This is a genomic window from Pseudomonas sp. R2-37-08W, assembly GCF_003851705.1.
Taxonomy (GTDB): domain Bacteria; phylum Pseudomonadota; class Gammaproteobacteria; order Pseudomonadales; family Pseudomonadaceae; genus Aquipseudomonas.
In genome coordinates, this window is record NZ_CP027728.1 from 3,837,874 (window position 1) to 3,852,486 (window position 14,613).

General features: G+C 51.8%; 16 protein-coding genes. 10 read left to right on the forward strand and 6 right to left on the reverse strand.

The genetic code is table 11. The features are described 5' to 3' along the window. The first annotated feature begins 28 nt into the window (after positions 1–28). Positions 29–241 carry a DUF6124 family protein gene (locus tag C4J93_RS17690; protein WP_256660088.1) on the forward strand — a complete coding sequence of 71 codons (213 nt, stop codon included), beginning with the start codon at positions 29–31 and terminating at the stop codon, positions 239–241. Positions 242–879: 638 nt separating this feature from the next. Beyond that, positions 880–2,193 carry a PD-(D/E)XK nuclease family protein gene (locus C4J93_RS17695; protein WP_124430074.1) on the forward strand — a complete coding sequence of 438 codons (1,314 nt, stop codon included), beginning with the start codon at positions 880–882 and terminating at the stop codon, positions 2,191–2,193. A 731-nt stretch (positions 2,194–2,924) separates the two neighbouring features. On the opposite strand, the gene C4J93_RS17700 is transcribed toward C4J93_RS17695, so the two are convergent. The 3 genes from C4J93_RS17700 to C4J93_RS17710 form a co-directional block, all read right to left on the reverse strand. Further along, the gene (locus tag C4J93_RS17700) at positions 2,925–3,359 is read right to left on the reverse strand and encodes a hypothetical protein (RefSeq protein ID WP_124430075.1); all 435 of its coding nucleotides are present in this window, start codon (positions 3,357–3,359) and stop codon (positions 2,925–2,927) included. Next, positions 3,352–3,753: a hypothetical protein gene (locus C4J93_RS17705; RefSeq protein ID WP_124430076.1), complete on the reverse strand. Its 402-nt coding sequence runs from the start codon at positions 3,751–3,753 to the stop codon at positions 3,352–3,354. The genes C4J93_RS17700 and C4J93_RS17705 overlap by 8 nt, the downstream gene beginning before the upstream one ends. 430 nt (positions 3,754–4,183) lie before the next feature. Next, positions 4,184–5,098, reverse strand: coding sequence for a LysR family transcriptional regulator (locus C4J93_RS17710; protein ID WP_124430077.1), 915 nt, complete (start codon positions 5,096–5,098; stop codon positions 4,184–4,186). Between the two features lie 140 nt (positions 5,099–5,238). On the opposite strand from C4J93_RS17710, the gene C4J93_RS17715 reads away from it, so the two are divergent. The 8 genes from C4J93_RS17715 (at position 5,239) to C4J93_RS17750 (ending at position 12,156) form a co-directional block, all read left to right on the forward strand. Then, positions 5,239–5,634, forward strand: coding sequence for a RidA family protein (locus tag C4J93_RS17715; protein WP_124430078.1), 396 nt, complete (start codon positions 5,239–5,241; stop codon positions 5,632–5,634). A 231-nt stretch (positions 5,635–5,865) separates the two neighbouring features. Next, complete coding sequence (locus C4J93_RS17720) at positions 5,866–6,789, forward strand: alpha/beta fold hydrolase (RefSeq protein ID WP_124430079.1); 924 nt, start codon at positions 5,866–5,868, stop codon at positions 6,787–6,789. A 187-nt stretch (positions 6,790–6,976) separates the two neighbouring features. Then, positions 6,977–7,471: a hypothetical protein gene (locus tag C4J93_RS17725; protein WP_256660089.1), complete on the forward strand. Its 495-nt coding sequence runs from the start codon at positions 6,977–6,979 to the stop codon at positions 7,469–7,471. Positions 7,472–7,755: 284 nt separating this feature from the next. Next, a complete protein-coding gene (locus tag C4J93_RS17730; RefSeq protein WP_124430081.1) occupies positions 7,756–8,376 on the forward strand; it encodes a hypothetical protein in 621 nt (206 codons plus the stop codon). 164 nt (positions 8,377–8,540) lie between these two features. After that, entirely contained in the window at positions 8,541–9,101 is a 561-nt protein-coding gene (locus C4J93_RS17735) for a hypothetical protein (RefSeq protein WP_124430082.1), read from the forward strand. A 233-nt stretch (positions 9,102–9,334) separates the two neighbouring features. Further along, positions 9,335–9,985 carry a hypothetical protein gene (locus tag C4J93_RS17740; protein WP_124430083.1) on the forward strand — a complete coding sequence of 217 codons (651 nt, stop codon included), beginning with the start codon at positions 9,335–9,337 and terminating at the stop codon, positions 9,983–9,985. Positions 9,986–10,259: 274 nt separating this feature from the next. Beyond that, positions 10,260–11,582 (forward strand): hypothetical protein, encoded by a 1,323-nt coding sequence (locus tag C4J93_RS17745; RefSeq protein WP_124430084.1) that lies wholly within the window; start codon positions 10,260–10,262, stop codon positions 11,580–11,582. A gap of 274 nt (positions 11,583–11,856) precedes the next feature. After that, entirely contained in the window at positions 11,857–12,156 is a 300-nt protein-coding gene (locus C4J93_RS17750) for a hypothetical protein (protein ID WP_124371304.1), read from the forward strand. A gap of 90 nt (positions 12,157–12,246) precedes the next feature. Here C4J93_RS17750 and C4J93_RS17755 read toward each other — a convergent pair whose 3' ends face one another. The 3 genes from C4J93_RS17755 to C4J93_RS17765 form a co-directional block, all read right to left on the reverse strand. Next, positions 12,247–12,618 (reverse strand): hypothetical protein, encoded by a 372-nt coding sequence (locus C4J93_RS17755; RefSeq protein ID WP_124430085.1) that lies wholly within the window; start codon positions 12,616–12,618, stop codon positions 12,247–12,249. A 529-nt stretch (positions 12,619–13,147) separates the two neighbouring features. Further along, a complete protein-coding gene (locus C4J93_RS17760; RefSeq protein ID WP_124430086.1) occupies positions 13,148–13,603 on the reverse strand; it encodes a thiol-disulfide oxidoreductase DCC family protein in 456 nt (151 codons plus the stop codon). Positions 13,604–13,627: 24 nt separating this feature from the next. Then, positions 13,628–14,299: an aspartate/glutamate racemase family protein gene (locus tag C4J93_RS17765; protein ID WP_124430087.1), complete on the reverse strand. Its 672-nt coding sequence runs from the start codon at positions 14,297–14,299 to the stop codon at positions 13,628–13,630. Between the last annotated feature and the right edge of the window lie 314 nt (positions 14,300–14,613).

Here is a 14,613-nt window from a genome sequence, read left to right on the forward strand (position 1 = left end):
GATGGTAGCCACACTCAGGAATTCAAACATGCTATTCACTGTCGCACCCGATACCAGCAACGAAACCCTCATCACCAACAGCTACGAAACCTTCACCAGCGTCAGCACCCTGCTGCTCGACCTGTCCGAAAACCTCCACGGCAAACACCGCGACGTCGCGCTGGCGATTCATCAATTGAGTGAACTGGGCGTACTGCTCACCGGCAGACTGCTTGACCGTGAGGCGCCGTGTAGGGGTTGATTGACAGCATTTAACTCAAAAATCCCGACTAGTCGCTGAGTCGTTGCAGGCCGTATGTAACAGCTTGGCGATTTGCTTTTTGAGGTTTGGTGGAGTGCCAGCGGCAATACAAAATGAGGGTCTCCGCTGCCAGCGGTAGGCGTTTAGTAAGCATGCCGTTAGCAGATTCTAAAAGACGTACGGGCCGATCAAATAGCTTATGGTTGGATCGAATGAGGGGCTGGCGGCTTTCGGCCAAAAACGGACCATCAGCCCAAGTGGATTCTGGCAAAAATAGAGTTATGGTTTGCCTACGAAGCGAGCGACGATTCAGAGTCCTACTTTTTAGGTTAAATTGGCTTTAACACACGAACGGCAGGAGCTGGAAGCAGCATGAAGGACTCATATAAACAGATCGTAGCCCTGAGTAAAGACCCAAATCGTTCAATGCGTTCTCTGCGCAGACTAAAGCCTGCCCCTTAGTCGAAGGTTAGGGTTGGCTGTCGATTTCGGTCAGTCGCGACAGGCGCAATTGGCGTCTATCTGGCACTAAAACAGTTCGAATCTAATACACATCGTCCGAGGCACGGATGAAGCGCTGGCACTGAAATCAGATAGAATCTTCCAAAATTAAAGCTGCATTTATTGAGATACGGATAATGAAATCTGACGAACTTTATAGTTTCTTAAGTGACCCAAAGTTACTGGAGCTTATCGAGCTTAACAAGACAGCCGATAACGTATTTGATGTTGTAAATTTAAATGAGAACCAAAATTCGAGCGTATTGGCTTGGTGCATGAACCCCAACGAAGGGCATGCTCAAGGCGATGCCGTTATCAAAGATTTTCTGGAGGCTGCATTTGAGGCAAGTGACAACTGCAAGTTTGACAATAAGAAATTCTTTGAGAAGTGGACGTTAGGCAGAATACGCACAACAAGTTTCGGTGCTGCTTTTGTAACGCGAGAATTTAAAATAAAGATCAATGATGGCTCTAGCAATGGCAGGCTGGATTTGTTTTTAGTAGATCCAAGGAACAAAATCCTCATAGCAATTGAAAATAAAATAAAGGCTGCGTTAGACGCTGGGCAGCTAGAGAAATATGTAAATTCAGTAAAATCAGAATTAGCCGCTCGTAGGGTTTTTGCAGACTACGACCTCGCTTTTGTAGTCATTGATAAAGATCTTGAGTCGTACTCTGAAGCCCATTTATCCTCCCTTGGCAATCGCTGGTGCTTCCTTGATTATCAGTGGCTTGAACCTTCAGCAAATCGAGCCCGACACAGCCTAAATCGAGGAAATCAATCCGCGCAGCTCTTAGCCACCTATTGTCAAAGTGTAACCAATTGGGAAAGCCCAGCGAGCAAGGCGCAGTCAGATTTGATGGCAGACATTGCACTTTCTTACCCAGTAGTTATCGAAAGCATGCGTGAGCTTAAACGCGTTACAATGGAGACTTGGGAACCCTCCACTCTCCAAGGGACGGCCGGAGAACTGATGATATTTCTCTCTCAGCACAAACCGGTTTGCGAGAAGCTAATCAAAATTAGAGGAGTAACAAGCCTAGCGCAGAAGCTTGCCAAAGCTGAGCCTATTTTAGCAGCGGAGTTTATACAAGAAGGGAGTTACTGGGTCGCTCTGACATCTTCCAAAATCGGAAGCTTCCAGCGTAATGAGGGCTGGCCAATATACCTCGACGTATATCGAGTCGCTAGAGTATCAACTCCATCAGCTCCAAAGTTTACGATAAAATTGGTGTGGCTAAAAAATGAATTCAACCCTCTTTCGTGTGACGAGGCTGAATTGCGAGCTAGTTTTGAAACCTCATTCAGTGGCCTTAGCAAGCGACAGACATCTGATCGAAGAAGAATTCTCATCGCTGAGCACGTTACGCCAACTGAAGCGATTGATATTGCAGTCCAAACAATTGCTAAAATTGATGAAGTTCTAAATAAATTCTTGAGTAATAGATAGTTTTTAATTCACTCTCAAGCAACACAAAGCTGATAGGCGTTTCTGACCTGTTGGCTTAGTGATGCCTTTGGGAGCCGTCCGGAAGCTAGCTCAACACATGGAGCACAATCGATGGCCGCAGCAGTTCGCCAACCCCTGCGAACTCTACCCATGAGACGTACGTCGCGAAGGGCAGCTTTGGGTCGTTGTAGCCGACCCCGAAATACCGAAACCAACCCAAAGCGGTCGGTGTCGTAAACCGATGGGTGCGAATAACGGCGGTTATGTTGAGTCCGGTCTGTAATCACTAGGGAGGCTTTGATTAATTCGGCTTTTCGCATCCCGGATACCCTGGAAGCCTTGATTTATAAGAGGTCAATATCTGGATTTCGAATTAATCAGCGGTTCCCTAGACAGTGCCCACCGCAGCTTGCTAAACCGGCAGCGCCAGATGCTGTGTGAGCGAAGCGAACGATTTGAATACTTTTAGGCTTTACGCTGAAGCTTTTGGGAAGACACGCCTGGCACAAAATAATTATCAAATGCGCTGATACCAATCTTGTGAAGCGAAGACTCATCAAGCTTCATCAGTTTTTCGGCAGCTTCAGTTTCCCCATAAGCAAGGAGCTGAGGGACTCAATTGGTCGAAAGGTGACTTTAGATTCCATGTCTTTGTACTTGCCTAACGTTTGGGCAAGGGGGGCGGGCTTTAGCCCGTCCCAGTGAACGAAGCGAGCGATTTCAACCAATTGTTAGGAATTTTCTTTGATTCTCTTTCCTTTTACTATTCCACCAAAATAAAATCCAACAATAGTTAAAACCAACGCCTTAAGGTGCTCGGGTATATTGCCGTCTGCATTTATTATAGTCAAATATACTGACGCTCCAACAAGAACCAGCGCTATTAATCCAGAAATATTAAATATTTGGTTTATCCAATCTATGCGATCACGATCCTTATTGCACGCGCTCTCTAGCTGTTGAATTAATTGGCTTTCTGAATCGGCATAGCCTTTGTGCTGCTTGGTGACAACAACCCAAAGCTTCATCGCAACGTTATTATCGGAAAACTCGACTTGGGCCACGTTTCCGCCGAGATACGAATCTTGGCTTAGTATCTTGTGCGCACTACTTCTAGGTTTAGCTATCTTTATATATTCTATAATTTCGCTGCGATCCTTACTCATCGTCTGCAACCTTTATATTTGACCGCTGGAGATATTCATCAACTCTGTCACCAATATCAACAATTCGTGCGAAATTAGCGTCTGAAGCTCTAACTCGTAGATCATTCATTGATTTTGGCATAGGTAAGGTCGCGCGGTGCCCGTCAACTGATACTAACATATGTTTCTCTACAAAAGATGACCCGTACTTAACTACGTATTCAACTGCTACTGCTTTCGGATCGGGGTGAGACTTAGCCCAAGGTTCGTCAAAGTCTCTGTAAGTTTCGTAATCAGCCCTTTCAATGTGAAGGTTTAGGTCGTTTTTATAAGTAAATGAACCAGACTCATCATCGATAACCCAATCATCCTGCGGAGAGGTTGCAAGTATTTTTTTTACATCATCAAGTTTCATAGATTTTCCTTCCTAATGCTCAAAGAGATGGCAGAACGTTTTGGTGGCCTAACGTTTCGCTAGGGGGCGGGCTTCAGCTCAATGTCATCAACTTAAGCCGCCGACCCACATCAAGGCAAGCATCTAGGGTGCGTGACCAACCAGATGGCCGGTTTTCACCGTACGCCTGCGGCTAAATCAGGGAGGCGAGCGCCGTTGATGCGGGCTGGATTGTCGTCAGTTCGTGCTGTTGGACGGTTTTGCGTTTCCAGGCGAGCGGGTGCCGGCTGGTTTGGCCTGGCATTTTGAATGGGTCGGAGAGGGTGCTGGTGGTGCTCAGCGCGTGGGCTTACCTGTCACGATTGACTGGAGATGGCCGAAGCCAGCCATTCATAACCGTCCGCTTTGGGCCGTTTACAGTGTCTAATCCTTAAATAGGTTCACACCTGTTTCACTCAACCACCGGCGCATGCTCGGCCATCAACTCTATCACCCAGTCGATAAACACCCGCACCTTGGCGCTGACATGCCGATTCGGCGGGAATGCCAGGTACATCGGCATGGGCGCTATGTGCCAGTCCTCGAACAGCGGCAGCAATTCGCCGCTGGCCAGGTGTGGTTTGGCCATGTACTGCGGTAGCCAAAGCATGCCCAGACCCGCCAGGCCGGCGGCCAGGTATGCATTGCCGTCGTCGACCGTCAGTTGCGGGCGACCCTGGACCTCGATGCGTTCTTCACCACGCTGCATCGCGTAGGGCAAGGATTTGCCTGTGCGAAACCAGAGGAAGCCAACGGTACTGTGCCTGCCCTCCTCCAGCTCCTGGGGGTGCGCTGGCGTACCGAAGCGCTGCAGATAGCCGGGCGCGGCATAAATGCCGATGTGCAGATCGCCCACATGCCTTGCCATCAGCGACTGATCGACGATTTCGCCGCCGCGCACCACGCAGTCGACGTTTTCGCCAATGATGTCGACAATCCGGTCGCTCACGCCCAGGGTCAGCTGGATTTCCGGGTAGCGGGCAAAGAACCCCGGCAAGGCAGGTATCAGCAGCATTCGCGCAAACGGGCTGGGCACATCCACCCGCAGCCGCCCGCGCGGTGTCATCGATGCGCTGGACAGGCTGGTCTCGGCGTCGTCCATATCGACCAGTAGCCGGATGACGCGCTCGTAGTAGACCGCGCCATCGGCGGTGACGTTGACCTTGCGTGTGGTGCGGTTGAGCAAGCGCACACGCAGCCTCGCTTCCAGTTGCTGGACGAGCTGCGTCACGGTGGTCTTGCTCATGTGCAGGGTGGCTGCCGCCTTGGTGAAGCTGCCGGTTTCCACCACTCGGGCAAAGGCCTGCATTGCATCGAAACGGTCCATTTCACGCCTCACTGGGGTCTGGATAGTTTGGATTCTACAAACAGTCATGACCAGCGTTGCGCGTTTATTCAGGTCGCCCGTCTTTTTACACTGGCTCCATCGTAAACAGCGGGCCATGTCGGCCCCGAAGGAGAGATGCAATGACCAGCAAACGTGATGTGGTTTTCCCGCCTGACCGCCATGCATTGTACGAGCTCCACCGCTACTCACCGGCGATTCGCTCCAACGGTTTTCTGTTCGTATCCGGTCAGGTCGGCAGCCGCAAGGATGGCTCGGCCGAGCCGGACCTCGCGACACAGGTTCGCCTGGCCTTCGCCAACCTCAACGCGATCCTGACCGAGGCCGGCAGTAGTTTCGAGGATGTGGTCGACACGACCATCTTCATGGTCGACCCCGAGTCGACATTCGAAACTATCTGGGAAGTGGTGGCCGAGTACTGGGGCGAAGCGCCCTACCCGACGGCGACCGCTATTGGCGTGACTTGGTTGGCCGGTTTTGATTTCGAGATCAAGGTGATTGCCAAATTACCCCAATGAACTCGGTTCAGTCCTTTTCCGACTGTCAAAGGGGGCCATTTTGTTTTTTCTGGGGGGACACTAAGGTTTGCAGGCGGCGCTAGTTTTCTAGTGCCTGTGTGCACCGTATAGTGGAAATATTGCCTCGGTCAAAGGAATGGCTATGAACCCGTTAACCTGCCTGTTTGTCGGTGTAATTGGCGCCCATGAAATCGTGAAGATCACCTCGCATTGCGCGAAAAGGAGAACGCCATGCGTGCAGAAATGACTCTTGCCGGGATCGGCACCACGTTGGCGCTGTTGTCTGCATCGCCGGCCCAGCCCGCGCCCCTGCCGCTGGAAACTGTCAACCAGGGTGTTATCTCGGTGCGGGTACAAGGCTCGGGGACAGATATCATCCTGATTCCAGGATTTGCCTCGTCCCGCGACGTATGGGCTGATTTGGCCTCCAGACTACGACAGAGCCATCGGCTCCATCTTGTACAGGTAGCTGGCTTTGCCGGCTCGCCTGCCGTGTCCGACCCAGAAGGGAAAGTAGTCGCGCCGACGGTCGAGGCAATCGCTGAATACATCCGCAGCCAGCGCCTCGAGGCGCCGGTCATCATCGGTCATTCGTTGGGTGGTGAGGTGGCACTGATGCTGGGTGCTCGTCATCCCGATCAAGTGGGACGCCTGATGATTGTCGATGCGATGCCCTTTTATACATTGCTGTTCGATCCCTTCGCGACCCGTGAAACGGCGACCCCGCAGGCGGCTGCGATGCGCGATGCAATGTTGACCGCAACCCCTGAGCAGGCGCAAACCCTGCAGCAGGCCTCCATCGCCCGTCTGGCCAAAACTGAAGCGGTCAGGCCAGCCTTGGTCGCTGCGGGGATAAACTCGGACCGAAGGACTATGGCCAATGCCATGTATGAGCTGATGGTCACTGACCTGCGACCTGAGCTTGGACGCATCAAGGTGCCTGTCGAGGTCGTCTATGCCTATGACCCGCTTTACGGCATAGAGGCGTCCCACGTTGATGCAATGTTCCGTAACGCCTATGTCTCGACCCCAACTATCAGCTTCAGGCGTATTGACGGCAGTTTTCACTTCATCATGCTGGATCAGCCAGAACTTTTCGCCGCTGCTGTCATCGAGTTCCTGAGTCCAGGAACGGCCGCGGGATTGCTAGATTGATGAATTGCCACTAAAGGGTGCAGGGCTCGTTGCCGTACTTGCAGGAAAGCACGCCGAAAAAACGGGTGACCATTTGTTATCACCCTGACTATTATTGAAGTTCATTATTTGCCTACCAAGTAAATCAGCCGAGTCTCCCAGTTGAGAGGGATCGACAGGCTGCGGGCTAATTCGCCAAGGAATTTACGTGTTCAAGATTTTCGCTTTAGCGCTTACCCTTACGTGCCTGTCCGGCTGTGGTCAACAACCCCTTGTCCATGCCGTAAAACCCCTCTCTACCCTTCAGGTACAGGAACACGCCCTGATGATCGGTAAGTGGTACGGCGAAGCGACCACCCTCGACGGTAAACGTACGCAGCAACTGAATGAACGTCGCGCCGATGGCACCTTCAATGTGAAGTTCCGCGTGACCGACAAATCCGGCCAATGGTTTGAGCAAAAGGAATTTGGCCGATGGGGAGTGTCCGGCAAGATCTACTTCACTATCACTACCGGGAAACAAGTGGGGGAGCAGATCACTTCCGCCAAACCAGGAAACCCTTACCTTAATGACGCGTATGAAATCATCGAGCTAACCGCTACTACTTACCGCAGCAAGGCGCGAGACGGCGGCGACGACTTCACCCAAAAAAGAGTGGACGACGGGTTTCAGTTTCCGGCGATTCCGGTGGTCAAGCATTGATGATTGCTCCCGTGTGAAACCGGTGTGAAACCGGGGTCAGGCCACCATTATTGAAAACGTGGTCTGCCCCCTGCTCTTTCCTTAGTTCTAAGACCGCAACGCTCGGGGATTTGAAGCGTACTAATGAGTGCAGCAATCGGTCAGAAATAGGTAAGTGTCCAGTCAAGTCATCTACCGATCCAGCTATCAGCACGAGGATGACTGCTTGCCGCCCATGCCGTAAGGTTCGCTACCAAAATCGCCACAGCCTTCCAGTGGTGGTAATACAGCAAGGAGAGCGAACAATGAACACCTTCAAATCATCAGTTCAAAACGTAGCTGCGGCCATAGGCCTCATCGCAGCAGTGACACTCGGTGGATGCGTGATGATCCCTTACGATACGCCGGAATCAAAAGCCCAAATCCAGCGCGATCTGAAAATTGCACCATCGGATATTCAAGCCGTGTCGGAAACGAACTGGTGCTTGTTCCCATATGGAAGCGAAGGCAGCTGCAGGGCCACTCAAGGCCTGGGAGTGTTGACCAGCAAAGGCCTGATCCTCAGCCTCTACAACAACCACACCTACACTGAAACCGCACGCATCCTCCCAGAACAAGTGCAGTGCGTGAAGACAGTTAGTGGTCGCACTGGAGTCGAACCGTTCGTTGTATTCACCAAAGACCGAGCGATCATTCTCGCCGTCATTACGCCGGATGGGCAAATGAATGTGCCTGTGAAAGTCAGTTTCTTTGATTATCTGACGAAGCCAGGGCAGCACGTCTTCACTGGGACGGATGGCGGATATGTGCGCAAGTCGGGTCGACAGCAAACCGTAGGCGGAATGGTGTCAGGCACTGCCGTCCCGTGGCATACAACACTCGACGTAACCGAGGTTTTTAACCCTTGCCCGCAGGTTACAGATTAACGAGGGGCCACCGGGGTCAGACCACCATTATTGAAAACGTGGTCTGCCCCCCTACTGTGCCACTACTCTGCCGACCCTACTCTGCCATCCGGCGTGTAGGTAAGATGCTATACGGCATCAAGTGACAAGAATGTCGGCTAATTGATAGTTAGGAAAAACTGAGTATGCGTCGCTTAATAGCCAACGGCTTTGTGTTTGTCAGCATTGCGATACTCTGTTCCGGCTGCACATCTTATTCGTCCCAGCCGACGATCAACGAAACCGCTGAACCCGAAACAAAAGAAATCATCTCCAGCTTTAGTTACGCAATAAACTCCCCATGGAAAGACAGTCGCTTCGGCAAGGACGCATACGCAGCGACACTCAAAGTTATTCCCGATGCACAGGATACGCGCTCCAGCCTTGCCGCTACGCCCCTGCCGGCATTAGAAATAAAGATCTCGGAGTTCTCATCTGGCGGCGCTTGCGGACAAGATTACTTGACGGGCCTGAGTCTGGGTTTGATCCCCAGTTGGTGTACGCGGACGAACCTTTTCAAGTTTGATTTTATATTGAATAAGGATCAGCGCTTTTGCAGGCAGAAAACCTACTCGATAAACTCCACGTCGCTTTCACATCTCACGATGATTCCGTTTGCACTATTCAATACGGACAATCAGCCATTGACGCTCTATCAGGCGGCGCTTAAAGATTTTCTTCGGATAGGCCAATGTGCAACGCGTTGAGAGGCACGTTAACAGGCTTGTTTTGCGCCTACGAGGGGCTCTTCAAGCGTTGGGATGTTCGAAGTTTATGTCAGGTGAGCGGCAGCTTTTGGTCGATTTATGCCGTTCGTGACAAGCAGCAACCGTCCAAAATCGATCATTCAGAAGTGTCTATGGAACCCGGGGCGATTCATTATTGTCGAGCATCTGTGTACTATAGATGCACCAATTTGACAGGTATTTGAGAACTGCAAATGAACGTTAAGAACTTAAAGCCAGAGTACATTCCCCACTACATCAATGATGGAGGGACGTATAGCTGGGTGAATCATCAGGCAAAAATTTTGCCATCAACTTATTTGGAATATGCAAGACAGGACTTTGACGAGCAGGATGGGGAGCGGGCTTTAATTAACGCTGTTGGAAACGCCAAAAGAGCTTTCCATCTGCAGACAGAAACACTGTGCGATGCCCTAGGGTGGAAAGTTGCCTACAAAAATAGGAAGCTAGGATTTGATAAGCGACTAGAGTACCTTTCGAAATGCGGGGTATTGTCACCTCGCATTTTGTCCAGATTAAATAAGACACGAAACCGTGTCGAGCACGAATATATTGTACCTACTACGGAGCAGGTGGAAGACTATCTTGATATTGTGGAGCTATTCATCTTCGCGGTCGGGCAAATCCTCGATAGATTTCCCTATGAGATCGATTTTTCCCTGATGCAAGATGAGTATTATGATTCGACGCTGGAGTTACCAGATAATTTTACCTTTAAAATGAACAGCGGTAGCCTTGACTCTTTTACGATTAGCCAAAAAGGCGAGAGCCTTACGAAAGCAATGACTGATGATGACTATTTTCCTTGGTTGAAAGCTATATTTACGCAATATTTTCTTGTTTAGAGTTAACAAGTTTTAGGGCAATGGCTTAGCGTAGGCTATACGCTGGCCCTTCCTTAAAACTAATCACCACTGGCTTTGCAGCCTCTTCGGCGGAAGGAGTAGTTTGATTAAAGACCTCCACAATGATAGCTATTGGCTGGAGGCGGCCCTCGTCTGAACATTTGTTTTTGGCCGATAGCTGCCATTCCCCTTTTCAGATGTGCACTGCCACATTGGAATGAGGGGCCAGACCACTTAACATCCGCTCACCTAGCATTTCACCAAGGTCAGCTATATGGACATTTTAAACAACAGGGAAATCGCAATCGCACTGTGGCTGATTTTCGCCGCAACGTATATTTTCTCTGCCAAAAGGATGAGAGAGGTCCGATCAGCCTTCAAAAGGCTAACATTTGTATTTCAATCACGCCCCGTGATGATAGCTTTCTCGTTGGCAGTCGTGTACACCGTCGGCATGGTCTATCTCTTGTTAGATTGGGAGCTATGGAATATTGATCAGTTGAAAAATACGGTATTTTGGTTTTTTTCCGTGGGGTTGCTGTCGATTTACAATTTGGACAAAATAAAAATCGACCCGCGTTTCTTTAAAAACTCTGTAATCGGCAATCTGAGGCTGCTCGCCATCTTGCAGTTCGTGATCGGGATCTACAGTTTGCCACTTCTGGCCGAATTGTTTTTAGTCCCATTTATGGTGGTGGTGGGTATGATGATCGCTATCGCAGAGTCAGATATTAAGTACCTGCAAGTCACAAAGCTCCTCAACGGCATTGTCATTTCCTTCGGACTTTTCACACTGGCCTACACGGCTTACATGCTCGCTACTGATTTCAAAGAACTTAGTCAGGAAAAAACATTTTATGACTTTATTGCTCCCGCCCTGCTAACAGTAATGTATTTGCCTTTCGTGTTTGCGATGATGACATATTCGACCTATGAGACCGTTTTCGTGCGACTTCAATTCACTGTGCAAGACAGAAAGCTACGTCTTCTCGCAAAGTTGTATGCGGCATTGTTATTTAATTTCAGGCTTGACGATATCCGGCGATGGGCAGATCACATCGCCAGAGTTGAGGTGATTTCGCACAAACAGCTATTAAGTACCTTTGTCCATTTGCGCAAGCTAAAAAAGCTGGAAAAGATGAAACCGGAAGTTGTCAATTCACAAGGATGGGCACCATACCTCGCAAAGGACTTCCTTTTGAGTGAGGGGGTTTCGACAGGACATTATAATCTCATCTTTGCCGATCAATGGTGTGCCTCTTCGAAAATGTACGACATCGGAGATGACCTACTTTGCGATAATTTCGCATATTACGTAGAGGGTGTCGAAGGTGTCGCAAAGGTATTAAAAATCAAGCTGAACGTGAACGACAATAGGCGCGCGCACCAAGCAAATGAGAGGCTTCTCGTATTATCGGGAATTTTAGTCCGAGAAAGCCTCGGGATTGATATTTCTGACTCCGTCAAGGATGCGCTGCGCTTTGGTGCACAATACCGCGAGCCCCATGGTGATAAACAAATAATCGTTAAGAAGGCAAGCTGGGGAGGACATAAGCTCGGTGGATATGACCTTAAAATCGAGGTCGTCGCCACCTGATATATCGACCAAGCAATAGACTGGCTGATTTAGTTGTTGCAGAACCCTCGCTGAAGTCTTACGCACGGCTACCGTGATGACCGCTTTTGGCCGTTAGCTGTCAGTCGCTCCATAGTCCCCACACCACCGCGAACCATACCGCAACTGCTGATCGCCCCACCTTGTTCCAGCGCGTGACTCACCACCATTGGCGGCAATTGCACTCCCGAAACCGGGAACGACCCACTGCGCCGGTAAGTCTACCCGTCTCTACCCATCGTTAAGGTACAGCGCAATGGACAAGACAATCACCTTGGATCAACTGGCTACCACTGACCTTAGATCCATCAATGAGATATGGCTCGGCGGGGCTCACAGGCCGCTATGTCTATGGCGGGGTGAGCAAGTCTTCACCCATGAAATGCTCAGCGAAGGCACTCACGATCAGAATGTCCGGCGCCTGTGCTTGCAGTTGGTCAACGCTGACGATCAAGGTGAAGTTGCCAGCGTTGAGTCGATCGCCCGCCAACGGCTGGAAGAAATGGGGAAGAACGGCGAGTTCTATCCGGCTGAGGAAGCGGACACTCATCAATAGTCGCTCCGCAACGCTGAAAAAAATTCGACTACATGAGGAGCCTCAGCACATCACATGAGCCTCGGACTCTCGATACCTTTGTCCACGGCCCTACCCCTTTACCCCATGCCGCTTGGCCAGCCTCAGACGCCAATTCCCACCGTGTTGGAGATCGCATTCCTCCTCGGAATCGAATCCTACGCAGCGGTGCAGTAATGGCAGATCCACACCGGCATCGCTCAGCGCGATGCCTGTCAGTTCACGCATTCGCTGGTCTTCTCCCTTGGCCAGGGCTTGCTCCTTGTTTGATTGGGTATCAAAAACCCAGATCACTCGCAGGCTTTGGGGGAAAGCGGCGTAGTTCACTTCATGGGTCAGCCATTCAAAGCCGGGGATTTCAGCCTTGGCGGTTTCACAGGCTTCGGTCAGGGTCGCAATCAGGCGACGTTCGATACCTGCGCTGTCGCGTCTGGTGGAGGGCATTGCGGGCTCCGGTGGGAAAGCGAAAGATGAACCAATAAAAAATATCACAGAGTGGCTTTATGCGATCTAGTCTCTATCAAGCAAAACAGCAGCTCATAGGGACAGTAAACAGTATTCATCGCTTAGCTCATCGAGGGATCGAACATGTTGAAGTCACTCAATATCATGGCAACTGCATTGGTGTTGGCCGGAATAATCTCCACCAGTACTTACGCAGCCGACACACCAAAAGCTGAAGCGGCGGCGCGCGGTCAGAGTATCGGCACCGCAACAGTTGCAGCGAATGCTCCAATGCCATGCCCACCTGCAAACCGAGGGGCCAGCGCGACGGGAACCGCGCCTGGCACCGATCATGCCGCCTGCACAACCGCCAAAAATAATGCGAGGGAGGCATTGCGCGCCCAAGTGCCTCAAACCTGCGCGGCTTACATTTCGTCAACCAAACCCTGCAAGGTCGTTAACTAGCGCACCCTGGGTTCAACTTGAAAAGTCCGCCGCAGAACCTGCGGCGGCCACCAGAATCGTAGGTTTAGCAGGCGCCCCCCTTCAAAAAACGTTGTTCATGATCGGGGTCGGGCAACAGGCAGGTGTCATATTTTCCGAAGAGTCGATAGCGGTTTAAAGCAATGCGATCGTAGGCCCAATCCCGAATTGGACGTGGGATGCCACGCAACAGCCCCAGTGGGCGCCAGCCGGCAGGCAGTTGGGCAATGATTTCGAAAACCGCATCTGAGCGCACCCAGTAACGCCGGTCACGAATTACCGCCATGGTATCGAACTGATCCAACGGCAGCCCCGCCCAGGCGAGCAGCGCCTGGCCCTCTGGCGACTGTACAGCCGCCAATCGCACGCGCCGTTGACGATCATGGCGAATCAGGAACCGAGCCCAGCCATTGCACAGTTTGCACACGCCGTCGAAGAGCACCACGGTCTCGCCTGGGTTGAGGAAAGGCGCGGGAGAGGGGCGGGTTCGGGAGGCGGGCATAAGCATGGGTCCAATCGGGCCGGGTTATCCCGGATCATACCCGCGTCTGGCACTATTCAGTACCGCGTCCAGTGCAGCCTGTAGCCCCTTTACTGCAGGGGTCAGTGGCGCTGGGCCCGCCGTCACCAACGAAGCTGCGCCGCTCATGGACGCTTGCCCCAACGCCACAATCGATGCGCCTGCCGCATAGGCGCGGTCAGCAGCCTGCGCGATGGTGGCCAGGTAACCGTCGATGTCGCCAGCCTTGAACAGCGCCCAGGCGTCAGGCACCCACTGCACCTCGACCGATGCCGTGGTGTGCTGCGCAGCTTGGGAAAACAGACGGGAGGTGGGGTCAAGGGTGGTGTTGACTGCGCACAACACCACAACCTTCCCGCCGCCATGAACGGCCGCCAATGCCAGGGCTTCGTCCGCTCTCAAAATCGGCACCTGGGCGTGTGCGCTGATCGTTTCAATCGCCGGGCCGAGCGTCGAACACGTGAGCACGACGGCGTCGCAGTGCTGGGCAAGTGAAGCAAGCGCCAGGCTCGTTTCATGGGCTATGTCAGCGGTCAGTTTGCCAGCGTGTTCGGCCGCCGCCAGCAGGTCGGCCCGAACTTCGTGGTGCAGTATATTCGGGCCGATACCCAGTGTTTTCGCGGCAGCGTCAAACACCGCAATATTGCTCTGGGCGGTATGAAGGCAGGTAATCCGCATGGCTCAGGCTCTCGGTAACACAAAAGGTCAGTGGTTCTCACGGGTATTGTCCAAGAAATCCTACAATTTCTTGGGCCGCGATAGTGTGAGTGAGCGACATCACTTGGATTCCGTAAAACGAAGGTTGAAGGCCTCACGAGTGTACGCCCGCGTCACAATCGCACAACTGGAGCACGTCTCACCTGAGTTCAAGCATTGGCGGGGCAGCAGGATGTCCATGCGCCGCTGTCAGGCCGCCATCGGGGGCAAGCCCCCTCCCACACTTAGGTCGCGGGGTATCAGTTAGAGAGGCTTCGGCTCCTGGGCCGTAACAG

Excerpts from the sequence above, each read along its gene's own strand:
- C4J93_RS17690 (WP_256660088.1), top strand. The coding sequence starts at position 29 with ATGCTATTCACTGTCGCACCCGATACCAGCAACGAAACCCTCATCACC.
- C4J93_RS17695 (WP_124430074.1), top strand. The coding sequence starts at position 880 with ATGAAATCTGACGAACTTTATAGTTTCTTAAGTGACCCAAAGTTACTG.
- C4J93_RS17700 (WP_124430075.1), bottom strand. The coding sequence starts at position 3,359 with ATGAGTAAGGATCGCAGCGAAATTATAGAATATATAAAGATAGCTAAA.
- C4J93_RS17705 (WP_124430076.1), bottom strand. The coding sequence starts at position 3,753 with ATGAAACTTGATGATGTAAAAAAAATACTTGCAACCTCTCCGCAGGAT.
- C4J93_RS17710 (WP_124430077.1), bottom strand. The coding sequence starts at position 5,098 with ATGGACCGTTTCGATGCAATGCAGGCCTTTGCCCGAGTGGTGGAAACC.
- C4J93_RS17715 (WP_124430078.1), top strand. The coding sequence starts at position 5,239 with ATGACCAGCAAACGTGATGTGGTTTTCCCGCCTGACCGCCATGCATTG.
- C4J93_RS17720 (WP_124430079.1), top strand. The coding sequence starts at position 5,866 with ATGCGTGCAGAAATGACTCTTGCCGGGATCGGCACCACGTTGGCGCTG.
- C4J93_RS17730 (WP_124430081.1), top strand. The coding sequence starts at position 7,756 with ATGAACACCTTCAAATCATCAGTTCAAAACGTAGCTGCGGCCATAGGC.
- C4J93_RS17735 (WP_124430082.1), top strand. The coding sequence starts at position 8,541 with ATGCGTCGCTTAATAGCCAACGGCTTTGTGTTTGTCAGCATTGCGATA.
- C4J93_RS17740 (WP_124430083.1), top strand. The coding sequence starts at position 9,335 with ATGAACGTTAAGAACTTAAAGCCAGAGTACATTCCCCACTACATCAAT.
- C4J93_RS17745 (WP_124430084.1), top strand. The coding sequence starts at position 10,260 with ATGGACATTTTAAACAACAGGGAAATCGCAATCGCACTGTGGCTGATT.
- C4J93_RS17750 (WP_124371304.1), top strand. The coding sequence starts at position 11,857 with ATGGACAAGACAATCACCTTGGATCAACTGGCTACCACTGACCTTAGA.
- C4J93_RS17755 (WP_124430085.1), bottom strand. The coding sequence starts at position 12,618 with ATGCCCTCCACCAGACGCGACAGCGCAGGTATCGAACGTCGCCTGATT.
- C4J93_RS17760 (WP_124430086.1), bottom strand. The coding sequence starts at position 13,603 with ATGCCCGCCTCCCGAACCCGCCCCTCTCCCGCGCCTTTCCTCAACCCA.
- C4J93_RS17765 (WP_124430087.1), bottom strand. The coding sequence starts at position 14,299 with ATGCGGATTACCTGCCTTCATACCGCCCAGAGCAATATTGCGGTGTTT.